The sequence below is a fragment of the Ruegeria haliotis genome, assembly GCF_013377785.1.
GTDB classification, from domain to species: Bacteria; Pseudomonadota; Alphaproteobacteria; order Rhodobacterales; family Rhodobacteraceae; genus Ruegeria; species Ruegeria haliotis.
Map to the genome: position 1 here is coordinate 33,335 of NZ_JABXWT010000007.1, position 18,270 is coordinate 51,604.

19 protein-coding genes are annotated in these 18,270 nt (G+C 58.5%); 10 read left to right on the forward strand and 9 right to left on the reverse strand.

The features are described from left to right. Nucleotides 1–20: 20 nt before the first annotated feature. The 3 genes from HW561_RS13325 (at nt 21) to HW561_RS13335 (ending at nt 2,410) form a co-directional block, all read left to right on the forward strand. Nucleotides 21–290, forward strand: coding sequence for a CBU_0592 family membrane protein (locus HW561_RS13325; protein WP_176865539.1), 270 nt, complete (start codon nt 21–23; stop codon nt 288–290). An 81-nt stretch (nt 291–371) separates the two neighbouring features. After that, a complete protein-coding gene (sseA, locus tag HW561_RS13330; RefSeq protein ID WP_176865541.1) occupies nt 372–1,226 on the forward strand; it encodes a 3-mercaptopyruvate sulfurtransferase in 855 nt (284 codons plus the stop codon). After that, entirely contained in the window at nt 1,226–2,410 is a 1,185-nt protein-coding gene (locus tag HW561_RS13335) for an amino acid aminotransferase (RefSeq protein ID WP_176865543.1), read from the forward strand. The genes sseA and HW561_RS13335 overlap by 1 nt, the downstream gene beginning before the upstream one ends. A gap of 71 nt (nt 2,411–2,481) precedes the next feature. Here HW561_RS13335 and HW561_RS13340 read toward each other — a convergent pair whose 3' ends face one another. Both HW561_RS13340 and HW561_RS13345 read right to left on the reverse strand, forming a co-directional pair. After that, on the reverse strand, nt 2,482–3,807 hold the full coding sequence (locus HW561_RS13340; protein ID WP_176865545.1) for an ammonium transporter: 1,326 nt from the start codon (nt 3,805–3,807) through the stop codon (nt 2,482–2,484). A gap of 32 nt (nt 3,808–3,839) precedes the next feature. After that, a complete protein-coding gene (locus HW561_RS13345; protein WP_058273036.1) occupies nt 3,840–4,178 on the reverse strand; it encodes a P-II family nitrogen regulator in 339 nt (112 codons plus the stop codon). A 258-nt stretch (nt 4,179–4,436) separates the two neighbouring features. Here HW561_RS13345 and HW561_RS13350 point away from each other — a divergent pair, with 258 nt between their 5' ends. Then, a complete protein-coding gene (locus HW561_RS13350; protein ID WP_176865547.1) occupies nt 4,437–6,635 on the forward strand; it encodes a transglycosylase domain-containing protein in 2,199 nt (732 codons plus the stop codon). A 47-nt stretch (nt 6,636–6,682) separates the two neighbouring features. Here HW561_RS13350 and leuB read toward each other — a convergent pair whose 3' ends face one another. Continuing rightward, on the reverse strand, nt 6,683–7,786 hold the full coding sequence (gene leuB, locus HW561_RS13355; RefSeq protein WP_176865549.1) for a 3-isopropylmalate dehydrogenase: 1,104 nt from the start codon (nt 7,784–7,786) through the stop codon (nt 6,683–6,685). 91 nt (nt 7,787–7,877) lie between these two features. Between leuB and HW561_RS13360 the strand changes: the two genes are divergently transcribed. Next, entirely contained in the window at nt 7,878–8,405 is a 528-nt protein-coding gene (locus HW561_RS13360; protein WP_176865551.1) for a redoxin domain-containing protein, read from the forward strand. Between the two features lie 3 nt (nt 8,406–8,408). On the opposite strand, the gene HW561_RS13365 is transcribed toward HW561_RS13360, so the two are convergent. Then, nucleotides 8,409–9,302 carry a LysR family transcriptional regulator gene (locus tag HW561_RS13365; protein ID WP_176865553.1) on the reverse strand — a complete coding sequence of 298 codons (894 nt, stop codon included), beginning with the start codon at nt 9,300–9,302 and terminating at the stop codon, nt 8,409–8,411. A gap of 84 nt (nt 9,303–9,386) precedes the next feature. On the opposite strand from HW561_RS13365, the gene HW561_RS13370 reads away from it, so the two are divergent. Further along, entirely contained in the window at nt 9,387–10,292 is a 906-nt protein-coding gene (locus tag HW561_RS13370; RefSeq protein WP_176865555.1) for a sugar nucleotide-binding protein, read from the forward strand. A 4-nt stretch (nt 10,293–10,296) separates the two neighbouring features. Here HW561_RS13370 and HW561_RS13375 read toward each other — a convergent pair whose 3' ends face one another. From HW561_RS13375 to leuC, 5 genes are all read right to left on the reverse strand, one after another. After that, nucleotides 10,297–11,325 (reverse strand): endonuclease/exonuclease/phosphatase family protein, encoded by a 1,029-nt coding sequence (locus tag HW561_RS13375; RefSeq protein WP_176865557.1) that lies wholly within the window; start codon nt 11,323–11,325, stop codon nt 10,297–10,299. Next, nucleotides 11,322–12,152: a hypothetical protein gene (locus HW561_RS13380; RefSeq protein WP_176865559.1), complete on the reverse strand. Its 831-nt coding sequence runs from the start codon at nt 12,150–12,152 to the stop codon at nt 11,322–11,324. The genes HW561_RS13375 and HW561_RS13380 overlap by 4 nt, the downstream gene beginning before the upstream one ends. 330 nt (nt 12,153–12,482) lie before the next feature. Further along, nucleotides 12,483–13,088: a 3-isopropylmalate dehydratase small subunit gene (gene leuD, locus HW561_RS13385; protein WP_176865561.1), complete on the reverse strand. Its 606-nt coding sequence runs from the start codon at nt 13,086–13,088 to the stop codon at nt 12,483–12,485. Between the two features lie 42 nt (nt 13,089–13,130). Continuing rightward, nucleotides 13,131–13,673: an HdeD family acid-resistance protein gene (locus HW561_RS13390; protein WP_176865563.1), complete on the reverse strand. Its 543-nt coding sequence runs from the start codon at nt 13,671–13,673 to the stop codon at nt 13,131–13,133. Between the two features lie 38 nt (nt 13,674–13,711). Further along, nucleotides 13,712–15,115 carry a 3-isopropylmalate dehydratase large subunit gene (gene leuC / locus HW561_RS13395; protein WP_176865565.1) on the reverse strand — a complete coding sequence of 468 codons (1,404 nt, stop codon included), beginning with the start codon at nt 15,113–15,115 and terminating at the stop codon, nt 13,712–13,714. Between the two features lie 263 nt (nt 15,116–15,378). Here leuC and HW561_RS13400 point away from each other — a divergent pair, with 263 nt between their 5' ends. The 4 genes from HW561_RS13400 to HW561_RS13415 all read left to right on the forward strand — a co-directional run bounded on the left by HW561_RS13400 (nt 15,379) and on the right by HW561_RS13415 (nt 18,267). Then, nucleotides 15,379–16,740: a mechanosensitive ion channel family protein gene (locus HW561_RS13400; RefSeq protein ID WP_176865567.1), complete on the forward strand. Its 1,362-nt coding sequence runs from the start codon at nt 15,379–15,381 to the stop codon at nt 16,738–16,740. 165 nt (nt 16,741–16,905) lie between these two features. Then, nucleotides 16,906–17,265: a ribosome silencing factor gene (rsfS, locus tag HW561_RS13405; protein WP_058276550.1), complete on the forward strand. Its 360-nt coding sequence runs from the start codon at nt 16,906–16,908 to the stop codon at nt 17,263–17,265. A gap of 44 nt (nt 17,266–17,309) precedes the next feature. Continuing rightward, a complete protein-coding gene (gene rlmH, locus HW561_RS13410) occupies nt 17,310–17,780 on the forward strand; it encodes a 23S rRNA (pseudouridine(1915)-N(3))-methyltransferase RlmH (protein ID WP_176865569.1) in 471 nt (156 codons plus the stop codon). 1 nt (nt 17,781) lies between these two features. Next, nucleotides 17,782–18,267 (forward strand): flavodoxin family protein, encoded by a 486-nt coding sequence (locus HW561_RS13415; protein ID WP_176865571.1) that lies wholly within the window; start codon nt 17,782–17,784, stop codon nt 18,265–18,267. Nucleotides 18,268–18,270: the final 3 nt, after the last annotated feature.

An 18,270-nucleotide genomic window follows, 5' to 3' on the forward strand; every position in this document is an offset into this window, starting at 1 on the left:
AATTTGGACGAGGTCGATTTATGGCAGCCTTTCTTGAAACTCTGACTCTGGCGGACGCCATCGGATCTTTTGGCGCGTTGATAGTGGTTTCGGCCTATTTTGCCACGCAGGTGCGTATGATGAATTCCGAGGATCTGGCCTTTCCATTGATCAACCTGCTGGGGTCGGTTCTGATCGTCTATTCGCTGCTGCAGAATTTCAATCTGGCATCGATGCTGATCGAAAGCTTCTGGATCGCGATCAGCTTTGTTGGGATTATTCAGCATTTCAGGCTGCGCCGTACCGATTGAGAACGTTAACATTGCTATCCAGCCTTGAATACGCATCCGGCCAAGTATAGGGAATTTCCTGCGCATAAAGGGGAGGCATTGATGCTGGACGATCCGAAAACCCTGGTGTCTACCGAGTGGCTGGCCGATCATATGAAAGATCCGGATTTGCGGATTCTTGACGGGTCATGGTATCTGCCGCAGCAGCAGCGTGATGCCCGGGCCGAGTACGACGCGGGCCACATTCCGGGCGCGCGGTTCTTCGATATCGACGACATCTCTGATCACCGTTCCGAATTGCCACATATGGCGCCACCCGTCGAAAAGTTCATGTCACGTCTGCGGGCCATGGGCGTGGGCGACGGGCATCAGGTTGTGGTCTACGACGGTGCCGGGTTGATGTCGGCCGCCCGCGTCTGGTGGATGTTCCGCCTGATGGGGCAGGAAAACATCGCGGTTCTGGATGGCGGCTTGCCCAAATGGCAGGCCGAAGGGCGCGAGATCGAGGATCTGCCCCCGGTCATCCGTGACCGTCACATGACCGTTTGCGTCCAAAACCATCTGGTTCGAGATGTTACGCAAGTTTCCGCTGCGGCCAAACTTGCAGATCATGAGATCATCGACGCCCGGGCTGCTGGCCGGTTTGCCGGTAAAGAAACAGAACCGCGTGCGGGGCTGCGCTCGGGTCATATCCCGGGATCGCGCAATGTGCCCTTTGGTACGTTGCTGAACAAGAACAACACGATGAAGTCGCCCGAAGACTGTCGCGCTGTGTTTGAGGCTGCTGGCGTCGATCTGTCGAAACCGGCGATCACCTCGTGTGGCTCGGGCGTGACCGCTGCGATCCTCAGCCTTGCGTTGGAGCGCATCGGCAAGAAAGACCACTCGCTTTATGACGGCTCCTGGGCTGAATGGGGTGCCTTCCCGACCCTGCCCGTCGCAACCGGAGAGAACTGATGTTCGAACACCTGAAACCGCAGCCCGCTGACAAGATTCTGGCGCTGATGCAAATGTATCGCGAAGACCCTCGCGATCAGAAGATCGATCTGGGCGTTGGCGTGTACAAAAACGCAGAAGGCATTACGCCGGTCATGCGCGCAGTCAAGGCCGCCGAGCAGCGTATCTGGGAAGACCAGGAAACCAAGGCTTATACCGGTCTGGCGGGTGATCCGGCCTATGCGGATGCGATGATCGGCCTGATCCTCGGCGCGTCGGTTCCGCGCGGTAACATCGCCGCCGTGGCCACTCCGGGTGGCACAGGTGCCTGCCGTCAGGCATTCGAAATGGTTCGCATGGCCAACCCGTCGGCGCGTGTGTTCGTTTCGAACCCGACATGGCCAAACCACCTGTCAATCTTGAATTATTTGGGGATCGAAACAGTCCAATACCGCTATTTTGATGGCGAAACGCGCGGTGTCGATTTTGACGGGATGATCGAAGATCTCAAGACCGCGAAAGCAGGCGACGTGGTGCTGCTGCATGGCTGCTGTCACAACCCGACCGGTGCCAACCTGAACATGGTGCAGTGGCAGGAAGTCGTAAATCTGATCAACGAGCGCGGCCTGGTGGCCATGATCGACATTGCTTATCAGGGCTTTGGCGAGGGGCTGGAGGAAGACGCGCAGGCCGCGCGTCTGGTGGCTTCGTCCGTCAAACGATGCCTGATCGCGGGGTCGTGCTCGAAGAACTTTGGTGTCTATCGTGAGCGCACGGGCCTGTTGATGGCCATCAGCGATGACGCTGCGCAAACGGCTCTGAACCAATCGACTTTGGCCTTTCTGAACCGCCAGAATTATTCCTTTCCGCCAGATCATGGCGCACGCGTGGTGACGACGATCCTTCAGGACGAGGCTCTGCGCGCCGACTGGGCCGCCGAGCTGGAAGAGGTGCGCCTGTCCATGTTGGGCCTGCGTCAGCAACTGGCTGACGATCTGCAACGCCTGAGTGGATCCGACCGATTCGGTTTCGTCGCGCAGCATCGCGGTATGTTCTCACGTTTGGGGGCAGCCCCAGAGCTGGTCGAGAAACTGCGGGTCGATCACGGCATCTACATGGTTGGCGACAGCCGCCTGAATATCGCGGGTCTGAACGCGACCACCGTGCCGATTTTGGCGCAGGCGATTGTGGACGCCGGCGTCTAGGCGCATCTTCAAAACAAAGAACGAATACCCGGGCGCGACCGCCCGGGCTTTCTTGTTTCTGAACCCGGTTTTTAGCCTTTGGAGAATTCCGGATAGGCTTCCATACCGAGCTCGCCCATATCAAGGCCGTTGATCTCTTCTTCTTCGCCAACCCGCAGGCCCACGGTGGCCTTGAGGAGCGAGAAGAGAATAAAGCTGACCACGAAGACGAAGATACCGATGGCTGCGAACCCGATGATCTGGGTCACGAAAGACGCGCCATCATTGGTCCATGCAACGATGAATGTGCCCCAGAAACCCGCGATCAGGTGAACCGGGATGGCACCGACGACGTCGTCGATCCTCATGCGATCCAGCATCGGCACGGCGAAGACCACGATCACACCACCGATGGCGCCGATGATCAGAGCTTCAAACAAGGAGGGGGCCAGCGGTTCTGCCGTAATCGACACCAGACCGGCCAAGGCGCCGTTCAGAACCATGGTCAGGTCGACTTTGCCATACATCAGCTGCGTCAGGATCAGCACGGCAACAGCACCGGCTGCAGCGGCCATGTTGGTGTTGGCAAAGATGCGGCTGATGTCGGCCATGTCACCAATGGTGCCCATGGCCAGTTGCGAGCCGCCGTTGAAGCCGAACCAACCCAGCCACAGGATGAACGTACCCAAAGTGGCCAGTGCCAGGTTCGAACCAGGGATCGGAATAACCTTGCCGTCCTTGTTGTACTTGCCGATACGTGGGCCCAGTACAATGGCACCTGCCAGCGCTGCAAACCCACCGGCCGCATGCACCAGCGTCGAGCCTGCGAAGTCGCTAAAGCCGATCTGGGACAACCAGCCGCCGCCCCACTGCCAGGAGGCCTCGATCGGGTAGATGATCCCGGTCAGGACAATCACGAAGGCGAAGAAGGGCCATAGTTTGACGCGCTCGGCCATGGTGCCTGAAACAATCGAGGCGGTGGTGGCGCAGAACATCAGTTGGAAGAAGAAGTCAGACCCGACCGAGGCGTAACCCAGCGCCGTTTCGGTGTCCGCTAGGCCAACCGGCTCAAGCGATGTGGGCGAGAAGGCGCCAAGGATGCCAGTGATGGTCCAGCCGTCGCCTGGGTACATCAGGTTGAAGCCAACCAGCCAATACATAATGGCTGCAAAGGAAAACAGGCCCATGTTCTTGACCAGTTGCATGGCGACGTTCTTGGAGCGCACCAGACCGGCCTCGAGCATGGCAAAGCCTGCAGCCATCCAGAACACCAGAAAGCCGCCCATCAGGAACAGCAGCGAAGTCAGGATGTATTGGGTGTGCTGCGCGGTCTCGCCGGTGGCGGCCTCTTGCGCGAGGCCCATCTGCGGCAGCGCGGCAATCGCGGCGGCAGGGATGAGAGATTTCATGAATTGCATTGTCAGTCCTCGAATGTGTTGGAGTTCGGCGCTTACAGCGCCTCTTCGTTCGTTTCCCCGGTCCGCACGCGCAGCGCCTGCTCGACATCGAGGACGAAAATCTTGCCGTCACCGATCTTGCCGGTTTTGGCGGTTTTGGTGATGGTCTCGACGATCTGATCGGCCATGGTGGCGGGCACCACGATTTCCAGTTTGATCTTGGGCACAAAATTCACGGCGTATTCGGCCCCGCGATAGATTTCGGTGTGGCCGGATTGCGAGCCGAAGCCCTTGATTTCAGTCACCATCATGCCGCGCACACCGGCCTCGGTCAGTGCTTCGCGCACCTCTTCGAGTTTGAACGGCTTGATTGTCGCAATGATCAGTTTCACGTCTTTCCCCTCTGCTTCCCGGCAGGACCGGGTTGTTTGCACCTGCAGAAAAAGAACGTGACAAAGCGCGGTATGAAACGCCTTTAGGGTCAGGGTGTCGGGGAAAACCGCGCAATGTTGCACATTTTTTGCACAAACTGCGTGAGATGGTTAAAAAGCAGGCGAGAATGAGAGGGGAAATACCGGAAATTCACACCTCTACATACCCCGGCCATCGGGGTAAGGTGACGCAAAAGTATAATCGGGCAGAGTTTGAGCATGACTGAGTCCAAGCGCCGTAAGACACCTCTTGTCGCGGATAAAAGGTACCCGTCGAAGGGGCGCAAGCCCACGGCGACCAAACGCGTGGCCAAACCGGCGGGCAAGAAGTCGACCGCGCGAAAAACGACTGCGCGCAAGACCGCCAAGACGACGCGGAAAAAGAGGCGCAAGACGTCCGGCGGTAATGGAGGTGGTTTTTTCCGCCGTCTGTTCCGTTGGATTTGGCGGCTTGTCTGGGGCCTGACTTGGCGCGTGGGTGCCGTTGCCGCGATGTTGGTCGCGTTGGCGGTTGGCATTGTTTATACAACGCTGCCCGATGTGGACGCCCTGCTGGATGGGCGCGCGCGCGGGTCGGTGACGATGCTGGATCGTGACGGCAAGGTGTTTGCCTGGCGCGGTGATCAGTTCGGCGGCGTGATAACGGCGGATACCGTATCTCCACACTTGAAAAACGCGGTGATTGCGACCGAAGATAAGCGGTTCTACCGTCATTTCGGCGTTAGCCCGAGAGGCGTCGCCAGTGCTGTTAGCATCAACCTGCGCGAAGGGCGCGGGCCGTTATCGGGGCATGGGGGCTCGACCCTGACGCAGCAGACGGCGAAATTGCTGTGTCTGGGCGTGCCCTTTGATCCGGAACAATGGGAATCCGAGGCCGCATATGAGGCGGATTGTCGTCAGGGCTCGCTGTGGCGCAAAGGCAAAGAGGCCATCTATGCAATGGCGATGGAGGTCAAGTATTCTAAAGACGAGATCCTGACTATCTATCTGAACCGCGCATTCCTGGGTGCGGGTGCGCGTGGATTTGAGGCTGCGAGTCAGCGGTACTTTGGAAAATCGGCAGCCGAAGTGTCACCGGCCGAGGCCGCGATGCTGGCGGGTCTGTTGGTTGCGCCCACGCGATATGCCCCCACGAACAGCTTGCAACGGTCGCAAGACCGGGCGCGGCTGGTGGTCGGTTTGATGGGCGATCAGGGGTATCTGACCGACGCTCAGGTCAGCGAAGCCCGTAGCCAACCGGCGCAATTGTCCGAGGCCGCCGCTGCGCGTGCCGGTGGCTATTTCGCGGACTGGGTCATGGCCAGTGGGCCCGAGTTCTTTACCCGCAACACGACCGAGGACGTGGTGATCCGCACAACGCTGGACCCGCGTCTGCAGCAATCAGCGGAAAAGGCGTTGAAATTCATCTTTCAGGAGAAGGTCCGCGAAGGGTCCAAAGCGCAGGCTGCCATCGTTGTGATGTCGGCGGATGGCGCGGTGCGCGCCATGGTGGGCGGGCGCAAGACGCGGGTATCCGGGGCGTTCAACCGCGCCACCCAAGCGCTGCGCCAGACCGGATCGTCTTTCAAACCCTTTGTCTATGCCACTGCGCTGGAACTTGGGTATTCGCCGCTGGATACGGTGATGGACGAGCCTTATTGCATCAATGTTCCCGGTTCGGGGCAGTGGTGTCCCAAGAACTACACCAAGAAGCACTATGGTCGGGTCTCTTTGGCGGATGCATTGATGAATTCGCTTAACGTTCCCGCTGTGAAGGTGGCCGAGATTTCGGGGCTTGAGAATGTACGTACGGTGGCCAGCGGGTTCGGCATTGCCAGCGATCTGGCGCAAGGTCCCGCCCTGGCGCTGGGCGCGTCTGAAAGTACGCTGATCGAGATGACAGGAGCTTATGCCGGAATCCTGAATGGCGGCTCGGCGGTGGAGCCGTATGGCCTGACCGAGCTGAAACTGCTGGGTGAGACCCAGCCGCTGATGGTCACGACGACAGGCATCGGTGAGCGGGTGATCAACGACGCAGCCGCCAAGCAGCTGACATGGATGATGGAGCGTGTTGTGTCCCAAGGGACCGGCGGGCGCGCCAAACTGCCCGGCTGGCAGGTTGCTGGTAAAACCGGGACGACTCAGGCCGCGCGTGATGCCTGGTTTATTGGCTTTACCGCTGATTATGTCACCGGTGTATGGATGGGATATGACGACAACACGCCACTGTCAGGTGTGACGGGTGGTGGTTTGCCTGCAGAGATCTGGAGGGAAACCATGCTGCGCGTGACCGAGGGCATGACCCCGACACCGCTGCCCATGCTGGCGCCCGCACCGCCTGTACAGGTGGCACAGCCAAGCCAGCCACGGCGCAAACAGGGCGGTGGGTTTGCCAAAGCGGTCGATAATCTTTTGAAGGATATTTTCGGCGGGAACTAAGGGTCCGCGTAGGGTCGGGAGGTGCCAAGCACCTCCCGCCGTTATTCTTACAGGCTTTCGTCCAGCGCAGCGATGATCGCGTCGCCCATTTCCGACGTTGACACCGGCTGTACGCCTGCATCAGCCAGCAGGTCACCGGTGCGGACACCATCGGCCAAAACTTTCTCGACTGCGGCTTCCAGACGATCAGCTTCAGCGCCCTGGTCAAAGCTGTAGCGCAGCGCCATGGCAAAGCTGAGGATACAGGCGATCGGGTTTGCTTTGCCCTGTCCGGCGATATCCGGGGCCGAGCCGTGGACGGGCTCGTACATCGCCTTGGGGCGACCATTGGCCATCGGCGCACCCAGACTGGCCGAAGGCAGCATGCCCAGTGATCCGGTCAGCATCGCGGCACAGTCGGACAGGATGTCGCCGAACAGGTTGTCAGTCACGATCACATCGAACTGTTTGGGCGCGCGGACCAGCTGCATGGCGCCATTGTCTGCATACATATGGCTCAGCTCGACCTCGGGGTAATCTTTGGACACGCGTTCAACGACCTCGCGCCACAGGATGCCCGATTCCATCACGTTGGCCTTCTCCATCGAGCAGACCTTTTTGTTCCGGCGCATCGCCAGTTCAAAGGCGGAACGCGCGGCGCGTTCGATCTCGGATTCGGTGTAACGCTGAGTATTGATGCCCACACGCTCGTTGCCTTCCTCGAAGATACCGCGCGGCTCGCCGAAGTATACGCCCGAGGTCAACTCGCGCACGATCATGATGTCCAGACCGGCGACGATGTCTTTCTTCAGGGACGAGAAATCGGCCAATGCGTCAAAGCACTGTGCCGGGCGCAGGTTGGAATACAGGTCCATCTCTTTGCGCAGGCGCAGCAACCCGCGTTCGGGTTTCAGGCTGAAGTCCAGATCGTCATACTGCGGACCACCCACAGCGCCCAGTAGAACCGCGTCTGCCTCATGCGCCTTGGCCATGGTCTCGTCCGACAGCGGCGTGCCATGGGCGTCATAGGCCGCACCGCCAACCAGATCCTCGCTCACGTCAAAGTGAAGACCGCGATTGGCGCCGAACCAGTCGATGGTTTTGCGCACTTCGGCCATAACTTCCGGGCCAATTCCATCTCCGGGCAGGATGAGGAGCGAGGGGTTGGACATGAAGGGTCTCCTTGCGTTTTGTCGCCAAGGGCCTAGCGTCTGCGCGGCATCGGGTCAATGAGACGATCCGGCCAAATCACGAGGAAAGCACATGTTGATACCGGGAAATCCCGTCCCAGGCCTGAAAATCGAAACTGTAGGGCACGGAACCTTTGATCTGGATGCCGATAAAGGGGAAAACGGCACGCTGTTGATTCAGTACCGCGGCCTGCATTGCCCAATCTGCATCCGCCAGATGGCAGAGGTCGAAGCCGCACTGGACGATTTCGCCGAGCTGGGCATTGAGGTGATCATGCTGAGCACCGACAGTACCGACCGCGCGGCGGAAACCGTGGAAAAGGCCGGAACCTCGCGCCTGCGGGTGGGTCACAGCCTGCCGTTGGCGGCTGCGCGCGAAGATTGGGGCCTGTACCTGTCGCAAGGGCGTGAGGGCACAGCCGAGGCTCCGTTCTTTGCCGAACCGGGGCATTTCTATATTGCACCGGATCGGACGTTGTATTTTGCGTGGCAGCAATCGACACCGTTTGGTCGTCCGTCCGTGGCCGATTTGAAGGGGGGCATCAAATACGCGCTCGATAATAGCTACCCGCCACGTGGCACCTACAACGGGGCACTCTAACCCCTACAGGCTGGCCTTTAATCCTTCGGCCAGCAGATCCCAGACCCGGCGAATGCGCGGGGTCTGGCGCATAGCCTGAGGTGCGGCCAGCCAGACCGGCAAAATCGGGATGTCCACATCCAGCGGCAGAATTTCGACGTCCGGGTCGGCTTCAACGACTTGAATCTGGCTGAAACCGATACCGCACCCCGCGCGGATCAGTTCCCAATATGCGCTTTGCAGATCACAGCGCGTCGTGAAACTGTTGCGGCTTGCCGGCCAGCCCTTTTCCTGCATTTTTTTGATGATCTCCTCGTTGGCATCAAAGCCAACCAGATCATGATGGAACATATCCTCGGGCGTTTCAGGCCGCCCGGCGCGATCCAGGTAGGATTTGGCGGCGCAGAAACACAACGGCACATCCCCAAGGTACCGAGATACGATATCCATTTGCTCGGGGCGGTACATGCGCACTGCGATGTCGGCCTCTCGGTACAAGAGATTTTCACTGGTGTCCGTGGCAACAAGCTCCAGCTGAATGGCGGGCTCTTGCTGACGTATGTTGGCCAGGATCGATGGCAGTAGATGGTGCGCGGCAAAGACCGAGGCGGTAATCCGCACTGATCCTTCCAGCTGTTGCGATTGACCCGCGGCGGCTAGGTTGAAGGCGTTCATGGCGCTGTGCATCTGTTGCGCCATGGGCAATAATTGCACGCCCACCTCACTGAGTTTCAGGCCCCGGGCATGGCGCTCAAACAGGGACACGCTCAATTCGACCTCAAGCGCTTGAATCTGCCGACCCAGAGTAGGCTGGCTGCGGTCCAACTGTCGCGCAGCAGCAGATAGCGAGCCGGTTTCCGCCACCGCCAGAAAGCTTTGAATCAACGACCAGTCAGCATGGGTTAGGGATTTGTCCATTCACAACTGAATACACGATCTGCGTTTATCGACAATTCCCTGAGTGCATTGAATGGATAAATTGCATCCAAACCGGAGGGATTCATGACACAGACCGTTCTTACATTGGGTTCTACGGGTCGCTTTGGTCGCAACGCCGAACGGGCCTTTCGAAACGCGGGTTGGACCGTCCGCAGTTTTGACCGCAAAACCGAACAGTTGGAGTTGGCGGCACAAGGTGTGGATGTGATCGTGAACGCCTGGAACCCGCCCTACCCGGACTGGGCGCGGCTGGTGCCAAAGTTGCACCAGCAAGTGATCGACGTTGCTTCACGCACGGGGGCGACCGTGATTGTTCCAAGCAACGTCTACGTATTCGGTGCTGACACACCCAGCCCGTGGTCAGGTGAAACGCCGCATTTGGCTCAAAACCCTCTCGGTCGGGTCCGGATTGAGATGGAAGAGGCCTATCGTGCCTCAACCGTGCGTACGATCATCCTGCGCGCGGGGGATTTCATTGATACCTGCGTCTCGGGCAATTGGTTTGATCAGGTCATGATCAGGCATTTGTCGCGGGGCCGATTAGTCTATCCCGGTAATCCGGGTATCCGGCACGCGTGGGCCTATCTGCCCGATCTGGCGCGTACAGCCGTTGCGCTGGCCGAAATACGGGACAACCTGCCCCGATTCAGCGATGTACCCTTTGCTGGTTACACCCTGACCGGAACCGAGATTGCCCAATGTCTGTCGCGCGTCACCGGTCGGGACGTGTCGGTCAAGCCAATGAACTGGTGGCCGCTTCACCTCGCGCGTCCATTCTGGCGCATGGCGCCGCACCTGTTGGAGATGCGGTACCTGTGGCACGTGCCCCACCGTCTGGATGGGACACATCTGGCCGATCTGCTCAAAGAGGTGGAGCAAACCGGTCTGGACGACGCGCTGCGCGCAGCGATTCCCAAGGAGTTGGTGTTGCGCCGGGAACCCATCAATGCCGCAATAGCGGTTCGGTAAGGCGCTAAGGCACGGACACGTCGACCCAGACCAACCGGTGGCGGCTGGCGCGTTGGGCACTGTCCCGCAGAGCGGCGTCTTGGTCGGGCCAAAAGACGCCCGCATTCTGAATTCGCAGATCCGCCGACGGCAAAACATAGTCGACACGTAAATCTCCGACCGCCTTCCACTGAACGGTTGTCGTGTCACCGGTCGAGTCTTTGGGCTGGGGGTCTTGCAAGCGCGGGTCGGCGAGAAGGCCCCGGATGGCATCCTTGTGGCCCTCACCTTGGTTCGGGTCCTGATTGGCGTCTGCTGCAATCACGAATTGGCCTTTGGGCGATGGACCCAAATCGCCATCCAGCAGGAGGGACCAAAACCGGATTTCATCCCGGTTGCGCAACCCGTTACGATCCTCGAGTCCGTCAAATACCGGCGGGCTGGCGTGGAACGTCATCAGGTTGAGGCGGCCAATCGGAGTTGCGACCGGAACCACCCAATGCGCGGTCGAAGACAGGCGTTGGATCTCTTGCGCCTGCTCAGAAGGGTAGGGATCGTCGTTTGCGGTTGGCAACTCAGCCCCCGGCAGATCCCGCCAAATCAGGGTGGAATAATCGCGAATGTCTGATCGGTGGATTTTGTACCGGGACAGCACGGCCAGACCTCCCTGGCCAGTAAATTGACCCCAGCCTTGCGCGTCGCCGGGACCTTGGGTCCGACCGTCTCCATCCAGATCGAGGCCGGTTTCCATGCCAGAATTGGGTTGTGCAGAAAAGCGATGGGGATAGTTCAGACCAGCCAGGCGCAGCTTTTCGGATAAGGCGATCATAGCCAGACTATCCATATCCCAGTCAATTCCTTGCAGGGCTACGATGTCAGGCTGGGTGGCCACCAGAACGTCCACAACGGCTTGCACTTGCGGATCATCGCGGCGGATGTCTCGCAACAGCAGTCCGGGGCCTTTACGGCTGAGCTCGGTGTTATAGCTGGCAATGCGCACCACCTCTGCCTGCGCTGCAAAGGGAAGCAGCAGCAGAATCAAGGCTCGGATCATGCGGTTTGGGTTGCCTCTGTCGTGGCATAGGCGCGGCGCTTTTCGACGATCAGACCTGCAATGCGCAGGGTCGCCATACCGCGCATGATCATGCTGGCGGGCAAAAAGGCCCAGGCGCTCATGGTCCAGATCAGGGTCTGAGGATTGTTCAAAGAGATCGGGATGGCAAAATTGGTCAACAGCTTGATCACAGCCGGGATCAGGAACGGCAGCAGGACACCAATGCAGATGTTCAGGCGCCCGTCACGCTGTAGTCGGGTCACCACGTCGCCACCCTTGGTGGGATCAAACAGTGGCAAGTTGGTCCAGACGTTGAAAGCACCGTTGCCGGTCGGCCAGCCACGCAGTTTCACTGCGTAGGCAAAGCTGGCGATGGTCACCAGGGCGGCGACATAAGCCACGCTGGCGGTCATGCGGACCAGTTCAACCAATGGCTGACTTGCGTCACCGGGCAGCATCAACACGATCAGCCGGACAGGGGAGTAGGGAAAGTCAACGACATTCGCGACGGCCAGTCCAACCGAGTAGAACAAGGTGGTCAGGTCCGTGGGTGCATAGGCGTTTTTGCAGATCAGCGTCAGAAACGTGACCATCGACATCAGGCCAACAAACCGCAATCGGTTTACCGGAGGCGCGTCGCGAAATTCGATAAAGCTGGGAAAGGCAGAGTTGTATTCGGCAAACGTCAGGATGAACGCCAAGATTGCGAGAAAGACAACAATCTCGGTTCCATTCGTCGAAGATACCGGCAGGTATAACGCGGGTGTCAGCACCATGAGTGCCACCAATATTCCGCGTATCGCCGCCCCAGTTGTGCGTGCAATCACTATTCCGAACCCTTTCAAACTGGATCAGCCGATCTTCGCCGACTTAATTCCAACTTGTGCCCGTCGAATTGTTCTTTCTGACGGATGCCTATTAGCGCCAACATGGACGATAAGCGGCATTTCGCTCAAGCTAGGGTGCAGAAAACATGTTATTTCGGGCAAAATGATGGCAAAACTGGTGCGCCTTTGCATCATTGCTGTCGCAAATTCGACGTGTATTAGGAAGTGGACGCTACATGTTGTGGTTGCTTTAGGTTTAACCCCAAGAATGCGAATGAGGCCGCCATGGCGACCCCATAAGGTTGAATGCCCACAGATTCATCCACAGAATCACACCCAGGGGCGGGCCTGGCTTGCGTGATTCTCGAATTTGTCAATGTGATGATCTTTCTCCATCGTCAGGCCGATATCGTCCAAACCATTCAGCAGGCAATGCTTGCGATGCGGGTCGACGCTGAACTCGATCACAACGCCATCCGAGGTGGTGATCTGCTGATCCTCCAGATGCACGGTCATGCGGGCGTTTTCGCCTTTATGCGCATCTTCCATCAGGATCGCATGGTGTTCTTCTTCGACCACGATGGGCAGGATGCCGTTCTTGAAGCAGTTGTTGAAGAAAATGTCGGCAAAGCTGGTCGAGATCACAACCCTGATGCCGAAATCCTTGATTGCCCACGGCGCGTGTTCGCGGGATGAGCCGCAGCCAAAATTGTCGCCTGCCACCAGAATCTCAGTCTTGCGATAGGCGGGCTTGTTCAAAACGAACTCTTCGTTTTCACCACCGTGATCGTGATAGCGCATCTCGTCAAACAGCACGACGCCAAGGCCGGATCGTTTGATGGTTTTCAGGTGCACTTTGGGAATGATCATATCGGTGTCGATATTAATCAGCGGCATTGGGGCGGCCACCCCGTGGACTTTGTCAAACTTTTCCATGTTCACACTCCTGCGGGAGAGGGCCGCGCCCAAGTCCCGCGTTTAAGCTTCTTTAGTTTCTTTGGGTGCGCTCTTGACGAAGAACGCCATGAAGACCAATCCGATCCCGTTGAACAGCATCTCAACACCCAGGAGGATGCCCAACAGTTTCAACAGCACTGCAGGTTCCGCGTTGGCATAGGACCAGATGTAACCTGCCAACAGGATCGACAGGACGCCCGAGATCAGCGTTGGCCAGAAAAACTGCGTTCCCTTCATCTGGAACGACAGGATGATCCGCGCAATGCCGCCTGCCATGAACAGGATCAGTACAACAGTGGCCAGCGTCAGCGTGCCCTGCAGTGGGTGATCAAGGAAAGACCATCCCAGAAACAGCATGACCGCACCCATGATAAGCGACAGGATCTTGTTGCCGGCTCCCTCAACGGTGAATCCGCCAACAACCTGCAATGCGCCGGAAATCAGCAGCAACACACCCGTCACCACTGTCACGGCAACCGACGCCACAACAGGCGCGCCCAGCACAAAGATGCCAAACGCTATAGATAAAAGCCCCAACAAGAGCCATTTTACCCAGTCACTCATTTCGTTGTCTCCCTCAAAAATTCAACTATGAGGATAGGTTACAACAGTTCACGCACGTCTGTAAGTCTTCCCGTGATCGCCGCTGCGGCAGCCATTGCAGGGCTCAGCAGGTGGGTGCGACCACCGCGGCCCTGACGGCCTTCAAAGTTGCGGTTCGAGGTCGCGGCACAGCGCTCGCCCGGTTCCAACTGGTCGGGATTCATTGCCAGACACATCGAACATCCCGCAAGACGCCATTCAAATCCGGCCTCTTTGAAAATCTCGGCAAGACCTTCTTCCTCGGCTTGTGCCCGAACGAGGCCCGAGCCGGGGACGATCATGGCGCGAAGGCCATCTTTGATCTTCTTGCCTTTCAGAATCTCGGCCGCGGCGCGCAGATCTTCGATCCGACCGTTGGTGCAGGATCCGATAAACACGGTATCGATCTCCACATCGCTGAGTTTCTGACCGGCTTTCAGACCCATGTATTCGATCGAACGGCGGGCCGCTTCGACCTTGCCGCCTTCGAAATCTTCGGGGTTTGGCACGGTTGCGGTGATCGGCAGAACATCCTCGGGGCTGGTGCCCCAGGTGACGACTGGCGCGATATCTTCGCCGCGCAAAGTGATGACCTTGTCGAAATGCGCGTCTTCGTCAGTATAAAGCGTTTTCCACCAGTTCACCGCGGCTTCCCATTGTGCGCCCTTTGGGGCGTGAGGGCGGCCTTTGACATATTCGAACGTGGTCTCATCCGGTGCGATCAGGCCGGCACGAGCGCCGCCTTCGATGGCCATGTTGCAGACGGTCATGCGACCTTCCATCGACAGATCGCGGATCGCTTCGCCGCAATATTCGATGACATAGCCGGTGCCGCCGGCGGTGCCGGTCTCACCGATCACGGCCAGAGTGATGTCCTTGGCGGTCACGCCCGGCTGCAATTTACCGGTGATCTCGACTTTCATGTTCTTGGATTTCTTCTGGATCAGCGTCTGGGTTGCCAGAACGTGTTCGACCTCAGAGGTGCCAATACCATGCGCCAGCGCTCCGAAGGCGCCATGAGTCGCGGTGTGGCTGTCGCCGCAGACAACGGTCATGCCGGGAAGGGTCCAGCCCTGTTCAGGGCCGACGATGTGCACGATGCCCTGACGCACGTCATGCACAGGATAATAATGAATGCCGAAATCCTTGGCGTTCTTATCCAACGCCTCGACCTGAATGCGCGATTCGGGGTTTTCGATTCCGTTCACGCGATCTGCTGTGGTGGGCACGTTGTGATCCGGTACGGCGATGGTTTTTTCCGGCGCGCGCACCGGGCGGCCTGCCATGCGCAGCCCTTCAAAGGCCTGCGGGCTGGTCACTTCGTGTACCAGATGGCGGTCGATATACAGCAAACAGGTGCCATCGTCGGCTTCGTGCGCGACATGGGCATCCCAGACCTTGTCATAGAGTGTTTTGGGGGACATTTGTCCTCTCCCGTATGTAAATGAGAATTAGCTGGCGAGTGGCTGAGCGCCGCTTATAGGCGGGCCAGAACCGTGCGGGCGGCCCCAAAGAACCGTTCACGCAGGCGCGTGCGGTCTTGTAACGTCGGTGCTGGGGCCAAAAAGACTCTCATACGCACCAGATATATCGTGCCTTCGCGTCAATCAAGGTTCAATCCGGGCGCGGGCAGGTTGCGCTTGCATCGGGCCGTCACGCTGTCCAAGCTGACCGTCAGGAGACGTGCATGAACCAGGACCTGCTACCTGAGACGATTTCAGAGTTGTACGCCAATATGACGGCGGCATTCTCCCTGCAATTCCAGAATCTGGTCGAGTTGATCGTCACTCCTGGCTGGCGACAGTATCAGCTGGCCATCATCCTGTTTCTTTGGGCGGCGGCGTTCCTGTTGCGGCTACTGACGCAGGGCCGGTGGGAGGCATGGGCCCGGTCCCGAACGGGATGGCCGAAATGGCGTCTGCGCATTCTGATTCAAGTCATGCGACGGCTGACACTGGTTTACTTTGTGATCCTGTCATGGGGTCTGTACCTGATAATGCTGCAGATCACATGGCCGTCGCGTAGCTATCTGATCGGGATATTTGCAACCCTCGCGGCAGCTTGGCTGGTCATCGCGCTGCTGTCGCGGTTGGTGAGAAACCGAACGCTGCGGCAGATCTTCAAGTGGTCGATGTGGATCTATGCAACGCTGATTGCGTTGGGTTTGACCGATGATGTCGCCGGATTTCTGGATGGCGTAGCCATTGCCATCGGCGATCTGAATATCTCGGCGCTGGGCATTCTAAAAGCCGTCTTGTTGATCGGTGTCTTGCTGACACTGGCGCGGCTGGGCACGGGCGCCGCCGAGCGGGGCCTGAAGAACAATGACGACATTTCCCCATCGATGCAGGTGCTGTTGACCAAGGGCATTCAGGTTCTGCTGTATGGCGCTGTTTTCATGACGGCGATCCGCACCCTTGGCTTCGATTTGACCGGTATTGCGCTGCTGTCGGGGGCAATTGGCGTCGGTATTGGTTTTGGTCTGCAAAAAGTGGTCTCGAACCTGATTTCGGGCATCATCATCCTGATGGACCGGTCGATCAAGCCGGGCGACGTGATATCGCTGGGCGACACGTTTGGATGGATCAATGCGCTGGGCGCGCGTTATGTGTCGGTCGTCACGCGGGATGGGCGCGAATACCTGATTCCGAACGAAGATCTGATCACCAATCAGGTGGTGAACTGGTCGCATTCGGATCGATTCGTGCGGTTGGATCTGGATTTCGGCACCAGCTATGATGATGACCCGCATCAGGTGCGCGCAACAGCTGTGAGATCCGTCAAGACAGTTGGCCGCGTGCTAAGCGGCGGCCAGCACGAACCTGTCTGTCACATCACCGGGTTTGGTGACAGCAGCGTGGACTACGTGCTGCGGTTTTGGATCAGTGACCCGAACAAAGGTCTGACTAATATCCGGGGCAACGTCTTTCTGGCTTTGTGGGATGCGTTCAAGGCCGAAGGTATCTCAATACCCTTTCCTCAGCGTGAGGTTCGCGTCTTGGGTCCTTCTGAAGGCGACACAGAGGTGCAACATCTCGCCAAAGATTGAAGGGGTGTGGGGCATTGACTCTGCCCTTTCATTGAAATGTTGCATTCTCCTTGTTACCTTTATAGTACCCCAGCGCCGGGGATTTGGCGGCGCGCAGCAAAGGAGGACTATGTCCTGTCTCTACATACCCAGGCGGGTTTGCCCGCCGATGATCGGGCCGGTGTAATGGCCCACTCTCAGTCAATCAGCGACAAGCTGCTTGAGCGTATCCTTTCCTCACTTTCCGATGACAAGGCCGAAGACGTTGTGCAGATCAACCTGCAGGGCAAATCGTCTGTCGCGGATCACATGGTGATTGCCTCGGGTCGGTCGACCCGTCAGGTCTCGGCCATGGCGGAAAAGCTGACGGATCGCATCAAGCAGGAATTCGGTTTCACCTCGAAGGTCGAAGGCAAGGATGCCGGCGACTGGGTGCTGATCGATACGGGCGACGTGATCGTCCATATCTTCCGCCCCGAAGTGCGTGAATTCTATCAGCTGGAAAAGATGTGGTTGCCTCAGGGCGGCAGCGCCTCAGCCAACTGAGGCGCCATCCCGGCCTGTATTAAAGGGCCGGAGGCGAGAGAGACATGCGTATCAGCATAGTTGCGGTCGGGCGATTGCGCGCCGGACCGGAGAAATCCCTGCTTGATGACTACCTGACCCGTTTCGACCGGACCGGCCGCAGCTTAGGCCTTGGTCCTGCGCGGGTGATCGAGGTTGAGGACAAGAAAAACGCAGGTATGGGGGCCGAGGCGGCGCTGCTGCGCAAGGCATTGCCCAAAGGTGCTGTGATCTGCACGCTGGATGAACGCGGCCGGGTGATGTCGTCGCCTGATTTCGCGAATAAGCTGGGCGGATGGCGCGATGCCGGTCGGCAGGATCTGGCGCTGATCATCGGCGGCGCCGACGGGATTGATCCCAGCTTGCGGGCCGAGGCCGATTTTTCCATTTCCTTCGGATCGATGGTCTGGCCTCACATGCTGGTCCGCGTCATGCTGGCCGAGCAACTGTATCGGGCTGCGACCATTCTGTCGGGCGGCCCCTATCACCGGGTCTGACATGACGCAGCTTCTGATCGTTTACCACTCACGCACCGGTGGCAGCCGACAAATGGCCGAGGCGGCTGCCGATGCTGCGCGGGGTGAAGCAGACACTGTTCTGAAACCTGCGGATCAGGCTGGACCAGAGGACTTACTGGCTGCAGACGGTTACATCTTCTGTGCGCCCGAGAATCTGGCTGCGATTTCAGGGGTGATGAAGGATTTCTTTGATCGCAGTTACTATCCGGTTTTGGGGCAAATCGAAGGGCGCCCCTACGCACAGATGGTCTGTGCGGGGTCGGACGGTGAAAACGCCGCGCGGCAGACGGCGCGCATCGCAACCGGTTGGCGGCTGAAAGAGGTGCAGCCGCCTCTGATCATCTGCACTCACGCGCAGTCTCCTGAGGCGATTTTGGCTCAAAAGACCATTCCGCAGGATCAGCTGAACAAATGCCGAGAGATAGGCGCAGCACTGGCTGCGGGCCTTAGTCTTGGTGTGTTCTGAACG